General features: G+C 64.1%; 18 protein-coding genes. 6 read left to right on the top strand and 12 right to left on the bottom strand.

The window, feature by feature from the left end; translation table 11 throughout:
- The first annotated feature begins 151 nt into the window (after positions 1-151).
- The 6 genes from glgX (at position 152) to BQ7471_RS04740 (ending at position 10,488) form a co-directional block, all read left to right on the top strand.
- Complete coding sequence (gene glgX, locus BQ7471_RS04765) at positions 152-2,446, top strand: glycogen debranching protein GlgX (RefSeq protein ID WP_076464636.1); 2,295 nt, start codon at positions 152-154, stop codon at positions 2,444-2,446.
- Positions 2,447-2,509: 63 nt separating this feature from the next.
- A complete protein-coding gene (trpS, locus tag BQ7471_RS04760; protein WP_076464634.1) occupies positions 2,510-3,610 on the top strand; it encodes a tryptophan--tRNA ligase in 1,101 nt (366 codons plus the stop codon).
- Positions 3,611-3,763: 153 nt separating this feature from the next.
- On the top strand, positions 3,764-4,513 hold the full coding sequence (locus BQ7471_RS04755) for a VIT1/CCC1 transporter family protein (RefSeq protein ID WP_129583361.1): 750 nt from the start codon (positions 3,764-3,766) through the stop codon (positions 4,511-4,513).
- Between the two features lie 110 nt (positions 4,514-4,623).
- On the top strand, positions 4,624-6,675 hold the full coding sequence (locus BQ7471_RS04750) for an alpha-1,4-glucan--maltose-1-phosphate maltosyltransferase (RefSeq protein WP_076464633.1): 2,052 nt from the start codon (positions 4,624-4,626) through the stop codon (positions 6,673-6,675).
- A 100-nt stretch (positions 6,676-6,775) separates the two neighbouring features.
- A complete protein-coding gene (gene glgB / locus BQ7471_RS04745) occupies positions 6,776-8,959 on the top strand; it encodes a 1,4-alpha-glucan branching protein GlgB (RefSeq protein ID WP_407922680.1) in 2,184 nt (727 codons plus the stop codon).
- 74 nt (positions 8,960-9,033) lie between these two features.
- The gene (locus tag BQ7471_RS04740; RefSeq protein ID WP_076464629.1) at positions 9,034-10,488 is read left to right on the top strand and encodes a phosphotransferase; all 1,455 of its coding nucleotides are present in this window, start codon (positions 9,034-9,036) and stop codon (positions 10,486-10,488) included.
- Positions 10,489-10,503: 15 nt separating this feature from the next.
- On the opposite strand, the gene BQ7471_RS04735 is transcribed toward BQ7471_RS04740, so the two are convergent.
- The 12 genes from BQ7471_RS04735 to atpA all read right to left on the bottom strand — a co-directional run bounded on the left by BQ7471_RS04735 (position 10,504) and on the right by atpA (position 21,440).
- A complete protein-coding gene (locus BQ7471_RS04735) occupies positions 10,504-11,364 on the bottom strand; it encodes a tetratricopeptide repeat protein (protein WP_076466159.1) in 861 nt (286 codons plus the stop codon).
- Positions 11,365-11,425: 61 nt separating this feature from the next.
- Positions 11,426-12,433: a hypothetical protein gene (locus BQ7471_RS04730; RefSeq protein ID WP_205408254.1), complete on the bottom strand. Its 1,008-nt coding sequence runs from the start codon at positions 12,431-12,433 to the stop codon at positions 11,426-11,428.
- Positions 12,434-12,444: 11 nt separating this feature from the next.
- On the bottom strand, positions 12,445-13,914 hold the full coding sequence (locus tag BQ7471_RS04725) for a hypothetical protein (protein WP_076464626.1): 1,470 nt from the start codon (positions 13,912-13,914) through the stop codon (positions 12,445-12,447).
- Positions 13,915-14,048: 134 nt separating this feature from the next.
- Positions 14,049-14,291, bottom strand: coding sequence for a hypothetical protein (locus tag BQ7471_RS04720; protein WP_076466158.1), 243 nt, complete (start codon positions 14,289-14,291; stop codon positions 14,049-14,051).
- Positions 14,292-14,344: 53 nt separating this feature from the next.
- Positions 14,345-15,556: an N-acetylglucosamine-6-phosphate deacetylase gene (locus BQ7471_RS04715; RefSeq protein ID WP_076464625.1), complete on the bottom strand. Its 1,212-nt coding sequence runs from the start codon at positions 15,554-15,556 to the stop codon at positions 14,345-14,347.
- A 56-nt stretch (positions 15,557-15,612) separates the two neighbouring features.
- A complete protein-coding gene (locus BQ7471_RS11340; protein WP_159438518.1) occupies positions 15,613-15,789 on the bottom strand; it encodes a hypothetical protein in 177 nt (58 codons plus the stop codon).
- Between the two features lie 146 nt (positions 15,790-15,935).
- A complete protein-coding gene (gene nucS / locus BQ7471_RS04710) occupies positions 15,936-16,634 on the bottom strand; it encodes an endonuclease NucS (RefSeq protein WP_076464623.1) in 699 nt (232 codons plus the stop codon).
- Positions 16,635-16,653: 19 nt separating this feature from the next.
- Complete coding sequence (locus BQ7471_RS04705) at positions 16,654-17,025, bottom strand: DUF2550 family protein (RefSeq protein ID WP_407922691.1); 372 nt, start codon at positions 17,023-17,025, stop codon at positions 16,654-16,656.
- 105 nt (positions 17,026-17,130) lie between these two features.
- Positions 17,131-17,397: a F0F1 ATP synthase subunit delta/epsilon gene (locus BQ7471_RS04700; protein ID WP_076464620.1), complete on the bottom strand. Its 267-nt coding sequence runs from the start codon at positions 17,395-17,397 to the stop codon at positions 17,131-17,133.
- Entirely contained in the window at positions 17,394-18,842 is a 1,449-nt protein-coding gene (gene atpD, locus BQ7471_RS04695) for a F0F1 ATP synthase subunit beta (RefSeq protein ID WP_076466156.1), read from the bottom strand. Before atpD ends, BQ7471_RS04700 begins: the two co-directional genes overlap by 4 nt.
- A gap of 24 nt (positions 18,843-18,866) precedes the next feature.
- Positions 18,867-19,796, bottom strand: a complete 930-nt coding sequence (locus BQ7471_RS04690) for a F0F1 ATP synthase subunit gamma (protein ID WP_076464619.1) — start codon at positions 19,794-19,796, stop codon at positions 18,867-18,869.
- A 3-nt stretch (positions 19,797-19,799) separates the two neighbouring features.
- Positions 19,800-21,440, bottom strand: coding sequence for a F0F1 ATP synthase subunit alpha (atpA, locus tag BQ7471_RS04685; protein WP_076464617.1), 1,641 nt, complete (start codon positions 21,438-21,440; stop codon positions 19,800-19,802).
- Between the last annotated feature and the right edge of the window lie 30 nt (positions 21,441-21,470).

Below are 21,470 nucleotides of genomic sequence, written 5' to 3'. Positions count from 1 at the left end.
ATACCGGTGTTCACATACCGCCGTCACGGACGGAACACATGGTCATTCCCACACCAAAACACTGTGTTTTCGCACATACTGGACCTTCAGCGCATAATGTGGGGATCAGCTTGTCAGACGAGTGTTCGATTGATAGTGGAGGCGCAGTGCGATGACCCGCGACAATGCTTACGATCGCCGCACCACTGTAGTCACTGTCACAGATCCGCATCCGGTTCCCGGACGCTACGGCGTCACCATCCGAGATGGTGGTCTCGATGTCTCCGTCATCGCGCGCAGCGCCACGAGTGTCGACTTCTGCATCATCGGAGTCGATGGCACCGAGACCCGCTACCGCCTCATGAGTTCGAATGCCGGAATCTGGCACGGTCATATCCACGGCTACGGCAGGGGAACCCGCTATGGATTCAGGGTTGACGGCCCGTGGGATCCCGACGCCGGTTTCTTCCACAATCCGGCTCATTTTCTCCTCGACCCCTACGGGCGCGGCATCGAGGGCGAAGTCGATATCTCACCCGCCGTTTACGCTCACGAAGTTGATGAGGACCTCTACCCGATCTCCTACCCTCTCAAGCGCTCCCCTCTGGATTCGCGCGGACACGTGCCCGTGTCAGTCGTCGTGTCGAATGGTTTCCCCATCGCTCCCAAACCGCGGATCCCCTGGGAACAAACGGTGATCTATGAGATCCACGTCAAGGGCTTCACGAAGAATATGCCGGGCGTTCCCGAGGACCTGCAGGGGACCTATGCGGGACTCGCCCACCCGGCGTGCATCCACTACCTCAAAAACCTCGGGATCACCTCCGTCGAATTGCTCCCCATCCACGCCAAGTGCGAGGAGCCCTTCCTCACTGAGAGGGGCTTGACGAACTACTGGGGTTATTCCACCCTGTCCTTCTTCTCCCCCGAACCGTCCTACGCGTCGAAGTCGGCCCAGGCCCAGGGGGCTCAGGCGGTCGTCGACGAGTTCCGCGGAATGGTATCGCTCCTTCACCAGGCGGGTATCGAAGTCATCCTCGACGTCGTGTACAACCACACCTGCGAGGGCGGGGATGCCGGTCCGTCGCTGTCGTGGCGCGGACTCGACTCCGACCTGTACTACCGCCACACGCCCTCACGACCGACCCAGATGATCGATGACACGGGCTGCGGCAACACGATGAACGTCGATCATCCTCAGACTATGGCGATGATCCTCGACTCCTTGCGCTACTGGTCGCAGACGATGGGCGTTGACGGGTTCCGCTTCGACCTCGCGGCCACGCTCGGACGCTTCTCCACCGGCTACTCCCCCATGCACCCGCTCCTCATGGCAATGGCGACTGACCCGGACCTGGGGACGGTGAAACTCATCGCCGAACCGTGGGACATCGGGCCGGGGGGCTGGCAGACTGGCAACTTCCCTTTCCCCTTCTCCGAGTGGAACGACCGCTACCGCGGTGCCCTGCGGGGATTCTGGCTCTCTGATGCGCGCGCCCTCGACGAGGGCGGGCACGCCGAGGGGCCGAATGATCTGGCGACTCGTCTGGCGGGTTCGCGTGACGTCTACGACCACCACACGGGCCTTGGCCGCGGCCCGAGGGCGTCCATCAACTTCATCACTGCGCACGACGGCTTCACCCTCGCTGATCTCACGTCCTTCGATTTCAAGCACAATTGGGCGAACCTCGAGAGCAACCGGGACGGCTCCGACGACAATCGTTCGTGGAACCATGGCATTGAGGGGTCGGTCGCCTCCTTGGCGCGCACCGAGGAGGATGACACTGAGCTCCAGTCGGGCACGGAGGGCAACGAGGAGATCTTCGTCAAGCGTCGCAAGACTCGGCGCAACCTCCTGACGACGATGTTCATCTCCGTCGGCACGCCGATGCTCTTGGGCGGCGACGAGTTCGCCCGCACCCAGTACGGCAATAACAACGCCTACTGCCAGGACTCCCCTATTTCGTGGGTCGATTGGAATCTCACGCGCTCTCAGCGCGACCAGATCGAGTTCACGAAGTGGCTCATCGCGCTGCGCAAGGCGCATCCGGTGCTGCGCCCCGATGTCTACGCCTCGGGTCAGCCGCACGGGGGCGACTCGATCCCCGATCTGACGTGGTACTGCGCCAACGGTTCCCCCATGCCTTCAGATGCGTGGTCGAAGACGGAGAACCGAGTCTTCCAGATGCTGCGCTCGGGCCTCAGATGGAACGACCGTGACGCCCTCGTCATCATCAACGGAACCCTTGACGTTCAAGAGGTCACGCCCCCCGTCGGCCATGAGCTCGACTGGCTGCTGGCGGTCAACACCGCGTGGAACTCTCTGGGCGAAGGTATTCCCGAGGGTACGGATCCGAAGGATCTGAGCGTCGGACTTGAACTGGTGCCACACGGTACGAGCATCGAGGTCGGGCCCTTGTCTGTTCTCGTCCTCCTCACCGACGTGGCTCCGAGCCCCAACCTCTGACCAGGGGCTGCGCCTGCACGGACGGATTCGAGCGCCCCCGGGCTCCACGATAGAATCCGGGGCATGACTTCCAGTGAAGATGCTCTCGCCAATTCGACGTCGGATGCGTCGCTCGCCCGTTCGAAGGAGCGCTCGGCGCAGATCGATCTCGCGATCGACCAGGATCCGTCCCAGTTCAGGATCCTCACAGGCGACCGCCCGACCGGCCACCTCCACCTCGGCCACTACTTCGGGACGCTGCGCAACCGCGTGCTCCTGCAGGACCGGGGCGTCGAGACATGGGTCCTCATCGCCGACTACCAGGTGATCACGGACCGCGACGGCGTCGGCCCCATCAAAGAGCGGGTGCTCGCACTCATCGCCGACTACATCGCGGCGGGCATCGATCCCGAGCGCTCTGTCATCTTCAACCACTCATCGGTCCCCGCCCTCAACCAACTCATGCTGCCGTTCCTCTCACTCGTCACCGAGTCCGAACTGCATCGCAATCCGACGGTGAAGGCCGAGTTGGAAGCCACCCAGGGACGCGCCATGACCGGCCTGATGCTCACTTACCCCGTCCACCAGGCGGCCGACATCTTATTCTGCAAGGCGAATATCGTCCCCGTCGGCCAGGATCAGCTCCCCCACCTCGAACAGGCGCGGCTCATCGCCCAGCGCTTCGATAAGCGCTACGGGCGCGCGACGCCCGAGCGCCCCGTCTTCCGCCGTCCCGAGGCCCTCCTATCCGAAGTCCCGCTTCTTCTCGGAACGGATGGGACGAAGATGTCGAAGTCGCGGGGCAATACCATCGAACTCGGCATGAGCGCGGATGAGACGGCGAAGATCCTCAAGAAGGCGAAGACCGACGCTGACCGCGTCATCACCTACGACCCGGTGACTCGCCCCGAGGTCGCGAACCTCCTCATGCTGGCCTCCCTCGCCTCCGGTGAAGCGCCCGAGGTCATCGCCGAGCAGATCGGTGACAAGGGGGCGGGGACGCTCAAGATGCGGGTGACCGAGTCTCTCAACGAGATGCTCGCACCGATGCGCGTCCGGCGCACCGAACTCATCGCTGATGAGGGCTACTTGTTGTCCGTGCTTCACGCGGGCAATGAGCGGGCGAACGCCCAAGCGGATGAGACGCTCGCCGAGGTGCGCACCGCCATGCAAATGAACTATTGAGCGGACCGCGGATACGGTTTTCGGGGGTCCTCACTGCGGTGAGAACCCCCGAAGTCTTGTATGACAACATCCGAAAACGGAGGGTCCCCGCAGCAGCGACAGGGATGCCATTCCTTCGTGGAATCCGCTGAATCATGCGGATATTGTTGCCCAATGATGACACTCACGCGCCCGAATGCGAGCGCATTCCTCACACGGTCTCACGGCGATCAACCCGCCAAGCAGCGCTCACTTGCGGGGCGGCTCAACTGGTTGCGCGCAGCAGTGCTCGGCGCCAATGACGGCATCGTCTCCATCTCGGGCCTCCTCGTCGGCGTCGCGGCCGCGAATCCGGCGAATACCACTGCCATCGCGATCGCCGGAGTCGCCGGAATCGTTTCAGCAGCGCTGTCGATGTCCGTCGGAGAATACGTATCAGTGTCCACCCAGCGCGACACGGAGCGCCAACTCGTCGCCGATCAAAGCGCCCTGCTCGTCTCCGATCCCGAGGGGCAGGAGCGCAAGCTCGCCGACATGTGGACGAAGCGCGGTCTGTCTGCTGAGGCCGCGGCCCTCGTCGCCAAGGATCTCAGTGCCCATGACGCCCTCGATGCACACCTTCGCACCGAGCACAATATCGATCCCGACGACCTGACGAATCCGTGGGCGGCGGCGGGGAGCTCATTCCTCGCATTCATCGCAGGTTCCCTGCTCCCCCTTCTCACCATGTTGGCTTTCCCCGCACACCTGCGCATCGGCGCGACTGCGGTCGCCGTCCTCGTCGCATTGGCATTGACCGGTTGGATCAGTGCTGTCCTCGGCGAGGCACCCAGGAGGCCCGCGATCATCCGCCTGCTTGTCGGGGGCAGTGCCGCCATGGCCCTGACCTTCATCGTCGGCCATCTCTTCGGCGTGAACGTCTGATATCCGCATCGGGGTGAACGGGCGTTCATGATTTCCGCAACACGCGCAAGGCCCGCTCAGATTCTCCATGGGCCGAGCATTCGATCGCTTCCATGGGTAGTCTTAGTGACGTGAGCGACATTCTTCTGCCCCGGATCCCTGTTATTGAACTGTTCCCAGTCATTGAGAACGGCAGACTCGCAGCAAAGGCGACGCAGAATGAGCCCCTGCCCATTCGCGCCACGGTGTTCCGCGAGGGACATGATGCCTTCGCCGCCGAGGCCGTGCTCATCGCGCCGGATGGAACCGAGTTCTCTCGCACCCCGATGGTCGACATCGCGCCCGGCCTCGACCGCTATGAGGCGTGGGTGATGCCGAATGAGCCGGGGGCGTGGTCATTCCGCGTCGACTCCTGGTCCGACCCGTACGCCACGTGGCGCCACGACGCGACCATCAAGATCGACGCCCGTGTTGATGTCGAACTCATGCTGGAAGAGGGCGCGCGCCTCATGGAGAGGGCGATCGCAGGAGAGGCGCTCTGCAATCCTACCCAACAAGCGGCCGACCCCCGGGACGCCGTCATCCTCGCCGACGCTGCCACTCATTTGCGCGATACCAGCCGCTCCCCCCAGCAGCGCCTCTCGGCGGGCATCTCCTCGAGGGTTCGCGCCTACTTCCGCGCCAACCCGTTGCGCGACCTCATCGGGGCGTCGCATTCCTATCCGCTCGAGGTCGCCCGCTCGCGCGCCCTCGTCGGCTCCTGGTACGAGATCTTCCCCCGCTCCGCCGGGGCATTCCAGCGCCCCGACGGTACCTGGGTGTCGGGCACATTGAATGCGGCCGCCCGCGATCTCGACCGCATCGCCGACATGGGCTTCGACGTCGTCTATCTCACGCCGATCCACCCGATCGGAACGACGAACCGCAAGGGCAAGAACAACACGCTCGTCGCCGAACCCGGAGATCCGGGGTCGCCCTATGGCATCGGCTCCGACGAGGGCGGACACGACGCGATCCACCCCGATCTGGGGACCTTCGACGACTTCGACGCATTCGTGGCCCGCGCCCATGAGCTCGGCATGGAAGTCGCCCTCGATCTCGCGCTGCAGTGCTCCCCCGACCACCCGTGGGTGAGCGAGCACCCCGAATGGTTCACGACCCGCGCGGACGGCACCATCGCCTATGCGGAGAACCCCCCGAAGAAGTACCAGGACATCTACCCCCTCAACTTCGACAACGATTACGAGGGGATCTACCGGGCCATCCGCGATGTCATCGAAGTGTGGATCACCCACGGCGTCACCTTCTTCCGCGTCGACAACCCCCACACGAAGCCCGTGCGCTTCTGGCAGGAGATCATCGCAGATGTACGCGCCTGCCACCCCGATATCCTCTTCCTCGCCGAGGCCTTCACCCGCCCCGCGATGATGCGCACCCTCGGTATGGCGGGATTCGACCAGTCCTACACCTACTTCGCGTGGCGCAGAACCAAACAGGAGATCGAAGAGTACTTCTCCGAGGTCTCCACTCAGACGCCGCACCTCATGCGCCCGACGTTCTGGCCGGCCACGCACGACATCTTGACCCCCCAGATGACGACGGGCGGCACCGCAATCTTCGCGATCCGCGCCATGCTCGCAGCCCTCGGCTCGCCCACATGGGGCATCTACTCGGGGTGTGAATTCGTTGAGAACATTCAGCGCCCCGGATTCGAAGAGCAGAACGACAACGAGAAGTACGAGTTCCGCCCACGCAAGTGGGCCGACGCGGAGCACCTAGGCATCTCCCGCCTTCTCACCCTCCTCAATGCGGCTCGCGCGAAGCACCCCGCATTGCAACAGCTTCACCAGATCAGGATCCACCCGACCTCACATCCCGAGATCGTGTGCTTTTCCCGACAGATGTCCGGCCGCTTCACCGAGTCCGGACAAACCGATACTGTCATCTGCGTGATTTCTCTCAACCCCCATGACGGGGTCAATGGCACCGTTGAACTCAATCTTGGGGAGTTGGGAGTGGAAACACCCGGCGGGCACATCCGCGTCGTTGACGAACTCGACGGCAGGACCTACACATGGGGTACGAGCAACTGGGTGGAGTTGTCGCCCGTCACCAGACTCGGGCACGTCTTCTCGGTTGAACCCGCCACCAGCGTCGAGCCCTGGACGAACCACCGCAATTGAACACCGATGCGCCCGGTGCGCTGACCGCTGCCGACCGAAATGTCGCACGGCTCACACATCGGGCGCCAACTGTGGGAGAATTACACCTATGGATACGGACATGAGCCCAATTCCGGTCGACGACGGAGTCCTCGACGCGATTGGCAACGGAACTTATTACGCTCCCCACTCGATCCTCGGAGCACACCTCGGGGACAGCGGAGTCACCATTCGGACAGTGCACCACCTCGCCGATGCCGTCGACGTCGTGACCTCTGCCGCGTCGTACCCCGCAGTACACGAAAGGGCGGGTGTGTGGGTCGTCGTACTGCCCATCGATGAGATTCCCGATTACCGGGTTCGCGTCACCTACGGCGACCAGATCACGGTCCTTGACGACCCGTACCACTACCTGCCGACTCTCGGAGAGATGGACACCTATCTCATCTCCGAGGGCCGCCACGAGGATCTGTGGAAGGTACTGGGCGCTCATGTCACGCACTACAGCGGCGAAATGGGCGATGTCGATGGCGTCGCCTTCGCCGTGTGGGCTCCCAATGCCCGTGCCGTGCGCGTGGTCGGCGACTTCAACTTCTGGGACGGCTCGGGCACCGCGATGCGCTCCCTGGGCTCCTCCGGCGTCTGGGAGATCTTCATCCCCGGCATCGGTGTCGGTACCCGCTACAAGTTCGAGATCCAGGGCCCCGGCGGCAATTGGATGCAAAAGGCCGATCCACTCGCCCGCGCCACGGAGATCCCTCCGGCGACGGCCTCCGTCGTCACCGACTACTTCCACGAGTGGACCGACGACGAGTGGATGAAGTCGCGCGCCCAGCGCAATGTCCACTCCGGCCCGATGTCTATCTACGAGGTTCACGCGGGATCGTGGAAGCAGGGCCTGGGATACCGCGGCCTCGCCGATGAACTCGTCCCCTACGTCAAAGAGATGGGATTCACTCACGTTGAGTTCATGCCGTTGGCCGAACATCCCTTCGGCGGCTCATGGGGCTACCAGGTGACGTCGTACTACGCTCCCACATCGCGCTTCGGCACCCCCGACGACTTCCGCTACCTCGTTGACGAGTTCCATAAGGCCGGTATTGGCGTCATCCTCGACTGGGTCCCCGCCCACTTCCCGAGGGATGAATGGGCACTCGCCCGCTTTGACGGAACTCCCCTGTACGAGGATCCGGATCCGCTGCGCGGAGAGCACCCCGACTGGGGTACCTACGTCTTCAATTTCGGGCGCCGCGAGGTGCGCAACTTCCTCGTCGCCAACGCCCTGTACTGGCTCGAGGACTTCCACATCGACGGTCTGCGCGTCGACGCAGTCGCCTCGATGCTCTATCTCGACTATTCACGCAAAGACGGCCAGTGGCGCCCCAACCAGTACGGTGGGCGCGAACACCTTGAGGCCATCGAGTTCATCCAAGAGGCCAACGCGACCGCCTATCGGCGCCACCCCGGCATCGTCATGATCGCTGAAGAGTCAACGGCATGGCCGGGCGTCACCGCGCCGACCTCGGGAGGCGGCCTCGGATTCGGAATGAAGTGGAACATGGGATGGATGAACGACACCCTGCGCTACCTCGCCGAAGACCCGGTGAACAGGCGTTGGCACCATGGGGAACTCACCTTCTCCCTCGTTTACGCCTTCTCCGAGAACTACGTCCTGCCTCTCTCCCATGACGAGGTCGTCCACGGCAAGCAGTCGCTCGTTGAGAAGATGCCCGGCGACGACTGGCAGCGATTCGCAGGCCTGAGGGTCCTCTACGCCTACCAGTGGTCGCATCCGGGCAAGCAGCTGATCTTCATGGGCCAGGAGATCGGTCAGCGCCAAGAGTGGAACGAATCTTACTCCCTCGATTGGTGGATCACCCAATTCGAGGGGCACGCCGGAGTCCAGAAACTCGTCGCAGAGCTCAACCGGATCTACACGACGCACGGCGCCTTCTGGGACGACGACTACACCGGTTTCGAGTGGATCGACGCTTCCGACGGAGACCACAACCTCATTTCATACCTGCGCAAGGGGGCGCGCACCGGCGATGGCCAGCCCGTCGTCGCCTGCGTCGCTAACTTCGCGGGCAACCCCCACGAGGGCTACCGCGTCGGTCTTCCCTTCGGCGGCGAGTGGACGGAGATCCTCAATACCGATGCCGAAGAGTTCGGCGGTTCCGGCGTCACCAATCCCTTCGGGGTCATCGCCGAGGAGATCCCCTGGAACGGGCGCCCCTACTCGGTTGAACTGCGCGTGCCGCCGCTCGGCGCGCTGTGGCTTGCACCGAAGTCTCAGGAGAACTGAGACCCATCAATGACAGCGGGGCCGGTGGCGACGATTGCCACCGGCCCCAGCGCCCGTTTCGATCGTGAGGCCCTATGACATCGCCAACACCCCACCCGTCCCCAGAGTTCCTGTGGCCCGACGATGAGGCACTCCTCTCCGCCCTGCAGCCGTGGCTCGTCGAACGCCGCTGGTTCCCCCTCAAGGGCGACGCCGCACCAAAGGTGGGCGCATTAGCGATCACCGCCTCCCTGAATTACTCCCCGCGCGTGCGCGACCTCCTCATCGCGGCGCGTCGCGGCGACGATCCACTCGCCGCGCCCGTCCTCATTCATGTCCCCCTCGTCCTTGAGGCCCCCGACGCCCTCGACTCCTTCGCGGTCGAGGGGGAAACCGAGGGCTCGCACGGCTTCTGCATGCCCGACGGCCCCGCCCTCGTCGACGGTCCGCACCATCCGTTTTTTTGGAGGGCGTGGGCGACGCGCGCACTCGATGCGGGAACCGTCATAGGAGACGAGGGGGTGCGCGCGATCATCGAGCGAGCCCCCGATGGGCGGGTCATGACCGGGGAGCAGTCGAATACGAATGTCGTCATGACGGCCGCAGCGGATTCAGGGGTGCCCGACCTCGTCGTCAAACTCTTCCGCGTCCTCGCTCCAGGACGCAACCCCGATGTGGAGATCTCCGCAGCCCTGGCGGCCGACGGATGGGACTGTGTGCGCACCCCCGTCGCCTGGTCGACGCTCACATGGGCCGACCCCGCTACGGGAGGGAACGTTGAAGCGGACTCGGCGGTCGCCTGTACATTCATCCCCGAAGCGGATGACGGTTTCGAACTATTCTGCCGCCTCGGCTCAAACGATGACGGTTCGGGGGGCGCCGTACGCGAACGCTCCCGCTTCCTCGCCCACTCCCTGGGCACGACGACCGCCCAGATGCACCATCACCTCGCCCGCGCGCTCGGCTCCTCCACACCCCCCGCTCCCGGTGTGCTCGCCCAAGCGCTGCGCGAACGCGCACAATGGGCGTTCGCTGAACTCGCGTTCCTCGAATCCGCAGTGCCCGGCCTGCGCGCCTCGGCGGAGGCGCTGTACACCCGGCTCGAAGCACTCGACCGTCTCGACGATGCGACGAGGATCCACGGTGACTATCACCTCGGCCAGGTTCTCCACGAGCTGGGCGTACCCGTCGACGAGGCGAAGTGGTTCGTCCTCGACTTCGAAGGGGAGCCGCTGCGCCCGCTCGCGGAGCGGTCCATGCCGGATCAGCCGATGCGCGATGTCGCGGGGATGCTCCGCTCCTTCGACTACGCCGCCGCGGTTGGCAGGGCAACGGATCCGCGTTGGCGCGATGACATGAGGGAGGCGTTCCTCGACGGATACGTCCGCGCGAGTGGGGCCGATGCTCAGGCGCAGAACAGACGAGAGGTACTCATCGGGGCGCTCGAACTCGACAAGGCCCTCTACGAGGCCGTCTACGAGGCCCGCAATCGTCCCGCATGGATCGACATCCCCGTTCAGGGCATCAAATCGATCCTCTCCCGTTCCTGAGACCCGGGGAGGTTCTCAGACGAGGACGAGCGTCGACAGGACCATACGCGCTTTCATGACGTCAGGGGTATTGCCTGCGACACGGAACAGGTCGAGGAGGCGCAGACGCGCGCTATCGCGCTCTTCGGGCGTTGTCGCGTCCCGGATGATGTCGAGGAGGATCGTAAAAGCCTGCGTGTGCTGTCCGCGCTCGAAGAGCGCGTCTGCGACTGCTGCGGGGTCAGACTGGTCGTCGGCGCTGGCTCGGGCGGCGAGGCGCAGGCGGGCTAGGTGGGACTTCGCAGCCTCATCGCGGGGATTGAGGTCGATGACCTTCGTCCATGCGGTGATTGCGCCCTCGATATCGCCGTCGGCCTCGCAGGCGAGCGGGGCCTCATGTTCGGGCGGCGTCGGCGCTTGAGTCTGTTCGGCCGTCACTGCGATGCGCCCTGTGACGCCCATTGATCGGGCAGCCTCCAGCACCTGATCGATAATCTGCTTGATCTGGTCTTTTGCGGCGCTCCCCTGGAACAGCGGCAGCGGACGCCCGCCGATGAGGGCGACGACTGCGGGAACTCCTTGAATTTGGAAGGCCTGGACGATCTGCGGGGCCGCATCGACGTCAATGGTGACGACCTGGAATGCTCCCCCGTAATCGCGGGCCAGTTCCTCGACGGCGCCGACGAGGGGTTTGGACTCGAGTGAGCGTCCCGACCACATGACGATGACGACGGGCAGGGATTGCGATGTCGTCATGACGGAGTGGAAGTTCTCCTCCGTCCCTACGACGACGAGCGGCAGGTTGAGCCCCGTGGGCGCCGGTTCTTCGGATTTCATCGAGGGGGCATCGGCCCCGTGCGCGGTCAGATCGACTGCTCCTCGGGAGTCGGCGGCCATCATCTGCGGTTCGCCAGTGGTCACTGCGTCTCCTTCTTCCTGTGCGCGCATCGCGCACCATTCAGTTTCTGTCGGGATTCGTCGAGTCGTCGAGGGTAATGGATTCGATATTGCGATCGGCTCCGACGATTCGGGCGACTCCGCCCTGGGTCATCGAGGGGATCGAGATGAGGACGGTCGCCACGTAGGTGGCGACGGCGGTCCCTTTCACGGTGTCCTCCCTCCCCTCGTTGAGGGTAGCGGTCTGGCCGCCGAGCCTCATCGTGGAACCCGCGACCGTCCTTGAATAAGTGAGGGTGTACGTGAAGTTCGCAGCGACGAGGGCCGAGCCGTCCTGAACGACGACACCTGAGATTGGATACTCGCTGACGGCGGCCTCAGCAGTAATGGAACCGGCTGCTTCCAGGTTCGTCGACAGCGTCGACACGGTATCGAGGTAGTTCGTCGTGAACTCGTCCGTGGCGAAGCGCTCATTCGAGGCGAGGCTCGCGTTGAGCATGTCGACGTACTCCTGCAGAGCTTCTTTCGGCGTCATGACGAAGCCCGTGGAATCATCCGACACATAGGCCGAGCCCTCGTCGATGGAGGGGATGGTGACGGAGGTGCCGCCAAGCATGCGGCACCAATTGGTCAGGGAGTAGGAGGAGCGCGCATCGTCTTGGACGAACACCTGGACGACCGGAAGGCCCGAGCCGCTGGACTGTCGGATGTTGAGGATGGCACGCGGCCACGACTGCGAATTCGTCACTGCGATGTGCTCGGCGGTCAGATCCAGGGGGGCGAGAGTCTCCCCCGACGCCTTCGCATACGCGTACTGGGCGGCGCGCACGCGCGCGGCTCCCTGGGTGACGCGGCCGTTGAGGATCGACGAGTCAAAGGCAGCGTCCGCCTCATCGAGGGCCGCTTGCGTGGATTGGAGGACCTCCTCGATCCGTTGGGAGTCGAGGTTGGGGTCTTGAGCCGATTGTGCTCCGAGGGCATCCGTCGCGACGAGTTCGCCATTGGAGCAGGCGGACAGGCCCACGAGGGGTACGAGGGCGAGGGCGGCGATTCCGAGGTGTCGTTTCACAACTCGTCCTTTCAGTCGCGCTTCTTCAACCAGCCAGACATGATTGACGTCCATGCGCTCGTCTGCGCGCGGCTCTCCGGCTGCTCGGTCTGCTCGTGAGTATCCTCTTCTTTTCCGTCTGGCGCCTGTTGAGCCTCGGCGGGCGAAGCGTCCACCGACACCACGGGGATGAGACCGGTGTCGAATTCGCGACCGTCGACGATGAGTGTCTGCTCTCCGCGCTCGCGCGCTTCGCGGAGCGCCCGTCGACTCGGGAGGGATGCTCCGGGGCGGACCGCGCCTAGGTCGATGATGCCCGTATCAGTGGGAACCTTCTGGGGCGGGTCTTCGTCCTCGGTCCCCATGTATTCTCCGTGGCGGCCGCTCACCTGGGGTATCGCCTCTTCGTCGCCTTCTGCACCATCATCGGTTCCCGAACCATCAGCATCGTCTGCAGGGACATCCTGATGGTCTTCTTCGTCGGCGCGAGAGTCCTCGCGGTCGGTGTCTTGTGAGTCTTCATCAGCCGGCGCGTCATCCTCGCACGCGTCGACGGGCTCATCGTCGGATGCGGAGTCGTTGCCGTCGGATGCCTCATCAACCGGGAAGTCGGATGAGACGTCTTCCGTGCGGACGCGTTCGGGAGTCTCGTCCTCCGGCTCGACCGCCTCTTCGTCGGCGGAGTCGTTGCTCGACTCCTCGTCTCGCTGCGCCTCGACGAGTTCAGCGATCTTCATCGTGTCGATCGTCTGGGTGTCGGTGGCGTCGGCGCCCTTGCGCTCGGCGATCTTGCGGGCGCGCTCGGCGCGGTGGCGCAGAATCTGACGCCGTGACAGGAATAGAACCACTGCGAGCAGGGCGGAGACGACAGCGAGGAGCACCGTGACAATCGCGAGAGTATTCGTGCGCTGCATCGGCCAGGTCAGCGTCAGTGTCAAGTCTCCCGATCCTGCTGCGGAGGCGACGATCAAGGAGCGGCCCGAAGAGATGCCCCTTAGGGACAGGGAGGCCGAACCGGTTCCCTCAGCGGAGTCGAGCCACATATCGGAGGCGGTGACCTCGGAGACGATTCGGGCCGCCTCGGGATCGGATACGGGAGCCGAGTCCTGCTCGCCCGATTGAGCACCCGATTGGGCACCCGATTGGGCGTCCACTCGCACTGTGCCCGCGTGCTCTTCCACCTTGAGGACGCTGCGGTCGGACGTCAATCCAACGATCTCGGTGTAAGGGTCCGCGCCGATCCATCCGATGACGTCGCCGGGCGTTCCCACTGCAAGCGTCACCTTCGCGCCCGATGCGGAGGTCGCATTCACCGTCACTTCAGAGCTGACGAGCGGCAGAACCCCATCACGGGTCATGACGAGCGACTGGTCCGGATTCACGGAAGATGACAGCTCCTGAGCGGGCTTGAACACCGTGAATGCCAGCACGGCGACGACCAGGAAGATCAGTGCCAATACCGCAGCGACCGCGGCGGCAGAATACTGCTTGAGGCGTTCCACGCGAGTTCTCTCCTTGACGGCGCGATGTCACTATCCGTTTAACGATACGGGGAAACAGCCTCATGAGCGCGTTAATTTGTGGGCTCGTGACAAATCGCATCCACTCCGGGCGCTTCGGCAGCGTCTTCGGAGCCTCAGGAGGGGCGCAGTCCTCGCCTCCAGCATTCCGAGTGCCAATGCCGCCGCGCCTCCACCCCCTGAGGCATTCCGAATGCACTCTCGTCGGGCCAGGCGACAACATGCGGGCTGCCCGTCGGGATGGGGCGCAGACACCCCGGGCAGGTGTATTCCTTCTCAGCCGATCTCAAACGCCGCACCTGGTACGTCGAACCGTCGGGACCGCGCTCGGAGCGCGGCATGGATGCGAGGGCACTCATGTCGAGCTCGCGGTGAGGCCCCGACCAGGGGCGCTTCGAGCTGCGTCTTCCCATCAGCGCACCGCTTCGCCCTTGCGCCATACGCCCAGCGGCCGCAGCTCGTCATCGACCTCGACGAGGTCGGCCCTCCCGTCCACGGCGAGTCTGCCGATTGAAGGATCACCGATGATGCGCGCCCCCTGAGCCGAGGCCATGAAGACCGCGTCGACGAGGGGGATACCGCCGCGGGTCACGGCGACGCGCACGCAGTCGAGCAGGTGCGCAGTACCCCCGGCGATCGTGTCCTGGCCGGTGAGCCGCGCAATCCCGTCGCGCACGGAGACGGCCTGCGGGCCGAGCTGGTAGTCACCATCGGCCATGCCCGCTGCCGCCATCGCGTCGGTGACGAAGACACAGGCGTCACGCCCGAGCATCTCGTAGACGTCGCGGACCAGCGAGGGTGCGAGGTGAATGCCGTCGCAGATCATTTCGGCGATGACTCCGCCACGGGCGGCATCAGAGAGGAATTCGGCAATCGGGCCAGTATCGCGGTGGTGCAGCGGCCTCATGCCGTTGAAGAGGTGGGTGATCGTTGCATGCGGACTGCGCGGCCCGTCGACCCGGTCGAACATGGCGCGCGAGAACTCGAGGGCCGCCCTGGCGGGCTCTGCGCCCGCGTCAGTGTGGCCCCAGGATGGGAGCGCCCCTCCCCTGATGAGGACCTCGGCGACGGAGCCCTCGCCCCAGGCCTTCGGCCGTTCGGGTGCGATAGTCATGGACACGGCGGTGGAGTCGCAGATATCGATAAGTTCGGCGGTGAGCTCCGGGTCGGGGTCGATGATGAACTCGGGGTCCTGAGCACCGCAGCGCTCATGCGACACGAAGGGGCCCTCGAAGTGTGTGCCGATGATCTCGCCCCGCTTGGCGAGTTCGGTGAGGGTGGCGGCTCGCGCCTTGAGCGTGTCCGCGTCGGCTGTGACGAGCGAGGCGACGAGGGAGGTCGTGCCGTGGCGACGGTGTTCCATGACGGCGACGAACGCCTGCTCGGGGGTGCGGGCGTTGGGGAAGGACTCTCCGCCTCCGCCGTGGCAGTGAACATCGACGAGGCCGGGCAGAATCGTCACCCCCGTGGGCTCGGTGGACTCGACGATCGAGCGTTCGTCGTCGGTGGCGGGGGCTTCGACATCAATCACGTGGGTGATGCGATCGGAGTCGATGACGACAACGCCGTCTTCAATGATGGAGGATTCCAGGACAAGACGTCCGCGACGCGCAAAAGTACTCATAACCTCATTGTGCCACTGTTGTCAGACAAATTGGTGCGGCCGGGAAAAGTCCCCTCCTACTCGCTCAATCGTGCGAGTATTCGGGCCACCTCGCGCTCGGCCCAGCCGCCGCGCGGCCCTTGGGCGAGGATGCCGTTGAAGTGGAGCATCATCACCAGATGGTGCTTCCACCGTGAAGCGGCGAAGGAGTCGCTCATCGCGCTGCTCGTCGGAGACGCGGACCCGCTCCTCATGAGCCCCCGCTCCTCTCACGCATCGATGAGGTCGGCTCTGGTAAGGGGGCCGCGCACGACGATGAGTTCGAGGGCGCAGCGCCCTGCCTCGTCAATGACGAGCCTCCGTCATCTCAGACTCCCCATCATCTCGTTGAGCAGCGGCCTCAGAACAGCCTCGATTCAGGGTCATCGAAACCGCGCATCGCATCGTAATCGAGGACGAGACACGAAATCCCGCGGTCCTCGGCGAGAGTACGCGCCTGCTTGGAGATTTCCTGAGCCGCGAATACTCCCGATACTTCACCCAGGAGGGGATCGCGCGACAGCAGCGACACGTACCGGGTGAGTTGCTCGACGCCGTCAATGCCTCCTCTGCGCTTAACTTCGATCGCGACGCTGCCCCCCTCGGGGTTGCGCACCATGAGATCGACTGGGCCGATCGGAGTGGGGTACTCGCGGCGCACCAGCTTCCAACCTTCGCCGAAGATCTGGGGGACCTGCTCGGCGAGGAGTTCTTGAAGATGCGTCTCGACGCCGTCCTTGACTAGGCCGGGGTCCACTCCAAGGTCCTCGACGACATCGGAGACGATGTCGTGAAGGCGGATAACGAGCCTGTCATCGCTCTTATCCGCCTGAACGGTCCACACTTCGGTAACGCCGTCGGCCTCCTCGCCCTCGTCGATGACTTCGGAGGTGACGGTGCACGGCGCATTCATCCAGTTGAGCGGCTTGTAGGAGCCCCCATCGGAGTGGATGAGGACGGATCCGTCCCCCTTGAGCATAATGACCCGCTTTGCGGGATCGAGGTGGGCGGAGAGGCGACCGGAATAGTCGACGGTGCACGTGGCGATGATGACTCTCACGGGCGCAGCCTAGCAGGATCTAGCGGTGCATCGCCGGAGGCCCCGACTCCACCCACGAGACGAGGGCGTTGTAGGTGTGGCGGGTCACCGCCATCTCATAGCGCTTGTCCTCCCTCTTGAGTCGGACTTCGACCAGTGAGCCGTCCGAGGAGTGATCAATCGGAGAGGAGATCTCGAGACCGCGACGGGCGAGGGTGTACACGGGCCTATGAGACAGACCGACGAGTGGGAACCAACTGAGCGTCTCGACGCCGAACAGGCCTATGCCGGAGGTCCACCCGGATTGTCTATCGGGACGGGACCAACAGCGGAACGCCCCGAGCTGGCCGTCGAGTCGGCGCGCACGGACATTGATATATGCCAGGATCACCAGGGCGACGACGAGCACCATCCCCAGAACCCACAGCGCACCAGCCCATAGTGGACTCATGATCGACCTCCGAACGCTCGTAATAGCGCAGCCCCCGCCCGGATGCTCCGGACGGGGGCTCCTCTATCAGGAAACAGTACCGTGATCGGCGACGACGGTCACAAAATTCGAGTCCATTGATGCGAATCCGCCTTCGATTGTGAAGCTCTCGACTCCCGATGGCGTCGCTACGGTAACGATTCCCGCCTTGAGCATCGCCAAAAGCGGCTGGCGTCCGGGGAGGATGCCCAGTTGGCCGTCAACGACGGGGATCTGCACCGCTGACGCCGTTCCGTGCCAGAGTCTGCCCTCGCGGGACACGATCTCAATCTGGAGGACGCTGCCGCTCATCACGCGTCCTTTTCGAGCTCATGCCACTTGCGCTCCAGGTCGTCGATACCACCGATGTTGTAGAACGCCTGCTCAGGAGCCTTGTCGTAGTGCCCCTCTGCGATGCGTTTGAAAGCTTCGATCGTCTCCATCAGCGGCACCGTGGAGCCGGGAACGCCCGTGAACTTCTCCGCCATGTACGTGTTCTGCGAGAGGAACTGCTCGATGCGGCGGGCTCTGGACACCGTCACCTTATCCTCTTCGGAGAGCTCGTCCACGCCGAGGATCGCGATGATGTCCTGGAGCTCCTTGTTCTTCTGAAGGATCGCCTTGACATGGGTCGCCACATCGTAGTGCTCCCTGCCCACCAGCGCCGGGTCGAGGATTCGCGAGGTCGACACGAGCGGATCCACGGCGGGATAGATGCCTTTGGAGGCGATCTCCCGGGAGAGCTCGGTCGTCGCATCGAGATGGGCGAAAGTCGTCGCAGGAGCCGGGTCCGTGTAGTCGTCGGCGGGGACGTAGATCGCCTGGAGCGAGGTGATCGAGTGTCCGCCTGCGGAGGTGATGCGCTCTTGAAGTTGGCCCATCTCGTCCGCAAGGTTCGGCTGATAGCCCACGGCGGAGGGCATGCGGCCCAGCAATGTCGACACTTCCGAGCCCGCCTGTGTGAAGCGGAAGATATTGTCGATGAACAGCAGCACGTCCTGGTGCTGGACATCACGGAAATACTCGGCCATGGTCAGCCCCGTCAGCGCGATGCGGAGCCTCGTGCCCGGCGGCTCATCCATCTGTCCGAAGACGAGCGCCGTCTTGTCGAAGACCCCCGCCTCCTCCATCTCGTGGATGAGGTCATTGCCCTCACGAGTGCGCTCCCCGACGCCCGCGAAGACGGAGACGCCACCGTGGTCCTGTGCGACTCGTTGGATCATCTCCTGGATGAGGACTGTCTTGCCGACGCCGGCACCTCCGAAGAGGCCGATCTTGCCGCCCTGGACGTAGGGAGTGAGCAGGTCGATGACCTTGATGCCCGTCTCGAACATCTTCGTGCGGGCTTCGAGCTGGTCGAATGCCGGGGGCTGGCGGTGGATCGGCCAGCGCTCGGTGATCTCGAGGGTCTCACCCTCTTTGAGGTTGAGGGGCTCGCCGGTGACGTTGAAAACGTGTCCCTTGGTGATGTCGCCGACGGGCACCGAGATCGGCGCACCCGTATCGGTGACCGCCGCACCGCGGACCAGGCCGTCAGTCGGCTTGAGGGCGATGGTACGCACGAGGTTGTCGCCGAGGTGCTGGGCGACCTCGAGCGTCATCGTGAAGGACTCCTCCCCCTCGCCCTGCCCTTTCAAGGCCACATCGACCTTGAGAGCGTTGTACAGCGGAGGGATGCGATCCGGAGGGAACTCGACGTCCACAACGGGTCCGACGACTCGTGCGACGCGGCCTTCCGCAGCCTTTTCTTCCTGGGTCATTGTGTTCTTCTCCGTGTCCATGGGTCACCCCGCGACCAAAGCGTCGGCCCCGCCCACGATCTCAGTGATCTCCTGGGTAATCTCCGCCTGGCGGGCCGAATTGGCCAGGCGCGTGTACTTGGTGATGAGGTCTTCCGCATTGTCGGTCGCCGTGTGCATCGCGCGCTGGCGCGATGCCAGTTCGGAAGCCGCCGACTGCAGGAGGACGTTGTGGATGCGCGACTCCACGTACAGCGGGAGCAACGCATCGAGGACAGCCTCGGGCGACGGAATGAACTGGTATTCGGGGAACGCCGCATCCGGGTCATCAGCGAAACCGCGCTCACCGGAGCGCTCGACATCCCCCTCGGGGGCGTCAACGACAGTGAGGGGCAGCATCTGGCGAACCTCGGGCACCTGGCTCATGACGGTGACGAAGCGCGTGTAGACAAGGTGGACCTCGGACACGCCCGTGACCCTGCCGCGGTCCATGAAGCGCTCGAGCAATTCGGTCGCGATGAGGCGAGTCGTCTCCACCGTGGGGCTATCCGATTCACCTTCCCAGGACTGTTCGATCTGTACACCGCGGAACGCGAAGTACGATCTCGCCCGACGCCCGAAGGTGTAGACGACAGATTCCTTGCCCTCCGCCTTGAGACGCTCAATAAGCCGTTCCGACTCGCGCAGGATCGTCGCCGCATAGGCTCCGGCCATGCCGCGGTCGGAGGCGATGACGAGCACGGCGACTCGGTGGGTGTCGAAGCGCTCCCGAGTCAGCGGATGGTCAAGGTCGGTGTGTACCGCAACCGCTGCGACGGCCTGGGTGAGTGCCTTCTCGTAGGGGCCGAGCTCATTGGCGGCTCGTCTGGCCTGGCCGATACGGGACGCTGCAATCATCTCCATCGCGCGGAAGACCTTGGCCAGCGTGCGCGTCGAGGCGATCCGTTGCTTGTAGATCCTCTGCTGCCCGCCCATGAATCAAGCCTTCTCGCCGGTTACGCGAACGCGAGTGATCTCCTCGCGGGTCTGCTGGGCGGTCACTTCTTCATCGTCAAGATCGGTGGCCCCGCGCCCTGCGCTGATCCACTGATCGTGGAAGGCCTCGACCTGCTTGCGCAACTCGTCCTCGGTCTCCGGCTCGAGCAGCCCCGTTGTCGCGATCGTCTCCAGCACATCCGAGTTGGCGTGGAGATGATCGAGGAGGGAGTGCTCGAATGGGAGAACGTCCGCAACGTCGATGTCGTCGAGGTATCCGTTCGTGCCCGTCCAGATCGACGCCACCTGATCAGCGGTCGGATACGGCGATGACTGCGGCTGTTTGAGCAGCTCCATGAGCCTTTCACCGCGGGTGAGCTGCTGACGGGTCGCCGCATCGAGGTCGGAGGCGAACATGGCGAATGCCGCCATTGAGCGATACTGGGCAAGAGTGAGCTTCAAGGTGCCAGCAACCTTCTTCATCGCCTTGACCTGCGCGTCGCCGCCGACGCGGGACACGGAGATGCCAACATCGACAGCGGGTCGCTGGTTCGAGTTGAACAGATCTGACTGCAAGAAGATCTGACCATCGGTGATGGAGATGACATTCGTCGGGATGTACGCTGAGACGTCATTCGCTTTCGTCTCAATGATGGGCAGGCCCGTCATGGAGCCGCCGCCCAGTTCATCCGAGAGTTTCGCACAGCGCTCGAGGAGGCGCGAGTGCAGGTAGAAGACGTCACCGGGGTAGGCCTCGCGCCCGGGCGGGCGGCGCAACAGCAGCGACACCGCGCGGTAGGCCTCTGCCTGCTTCGACAGATCGTCGAAAACGATGAGAACGTGCTTGCCCTGGTACATCCAGTGCTGACCGATGGCTGAGCCTGTGTAGGGGGCCATGTACTTGTAACCCGCGGGGTCGGATGCCGGGGAGGCGACGATGGTCGTGTACTTCATGGCGCCCGCGTCTTCGAGGGTCGAGCGCACGGAGGCGATCGTCGAGCCCTTCTGGCCGATGGCGACGTAAATGCAGCGGACCTGCTTCTTGGGGTCACCCGACTCCCAGTTCGCCTTCTGGTTGAGGATCGTGTCGAGGGCGATCGTCGTCTTGCCGGTCTTGCGGTCGCCGATGATGAGCTGGCGCTGTCCCCGCCCTACGGGGATCATCGAATCGATCGCCTTGAGGCCCGTTTCGAGCGGCTCGTGCACGGACTTACGCATCATGACGCCCGGGGCCTGCAATTCGAGGGCGCGACGACCATCAATGTCTGTGATCTCACCGAGGCCGTCAATCGGGCGGCCCAGGGGGTCGACCGTGCGACCGAGATACCCGTCGCCGACCGGGACGGAGAGGACCTCTCCTGTGCGGTGGACGACCTGCCCCTCTTCAATGGTGCCGTAATCGCCCAGGATAACGGCGCCGATCTCGCGCTGATCGAGGTTCATCGCCAGGCCGAGAGTGCCATCGGCGAATCGCAGGAGTTCGTTCGCCATCGTGCCGGGCAAGCCCTCGACATGGGCGATGCCATCGGCGGTCACTGTGACGTGGCCGACCTCTTCGGAGGCGACCTCGGAGGGGCGGTAGGACTCCATGAAGGAGTCCAGTGCTCCGCGGATCTCCTCGGGACTGATTGACAGGTCAGCCATGAGCATTCCTTCTATGTGAGTGAGTGGTGG

Source organism: Actinomyces mediterranea (genome assembly GCF_900155595.1).
GTDB classification, from domain to species: domain Bacteria; phylum Actinomycetota; class Actinomycetes; order Actinomycetales; family Actinomycetaceae; genus Pauljensenia; species Pauljensenia mediterranea.
This window is presented reverse-complemented; position numbering and strand designations above follow the sequence as displayed.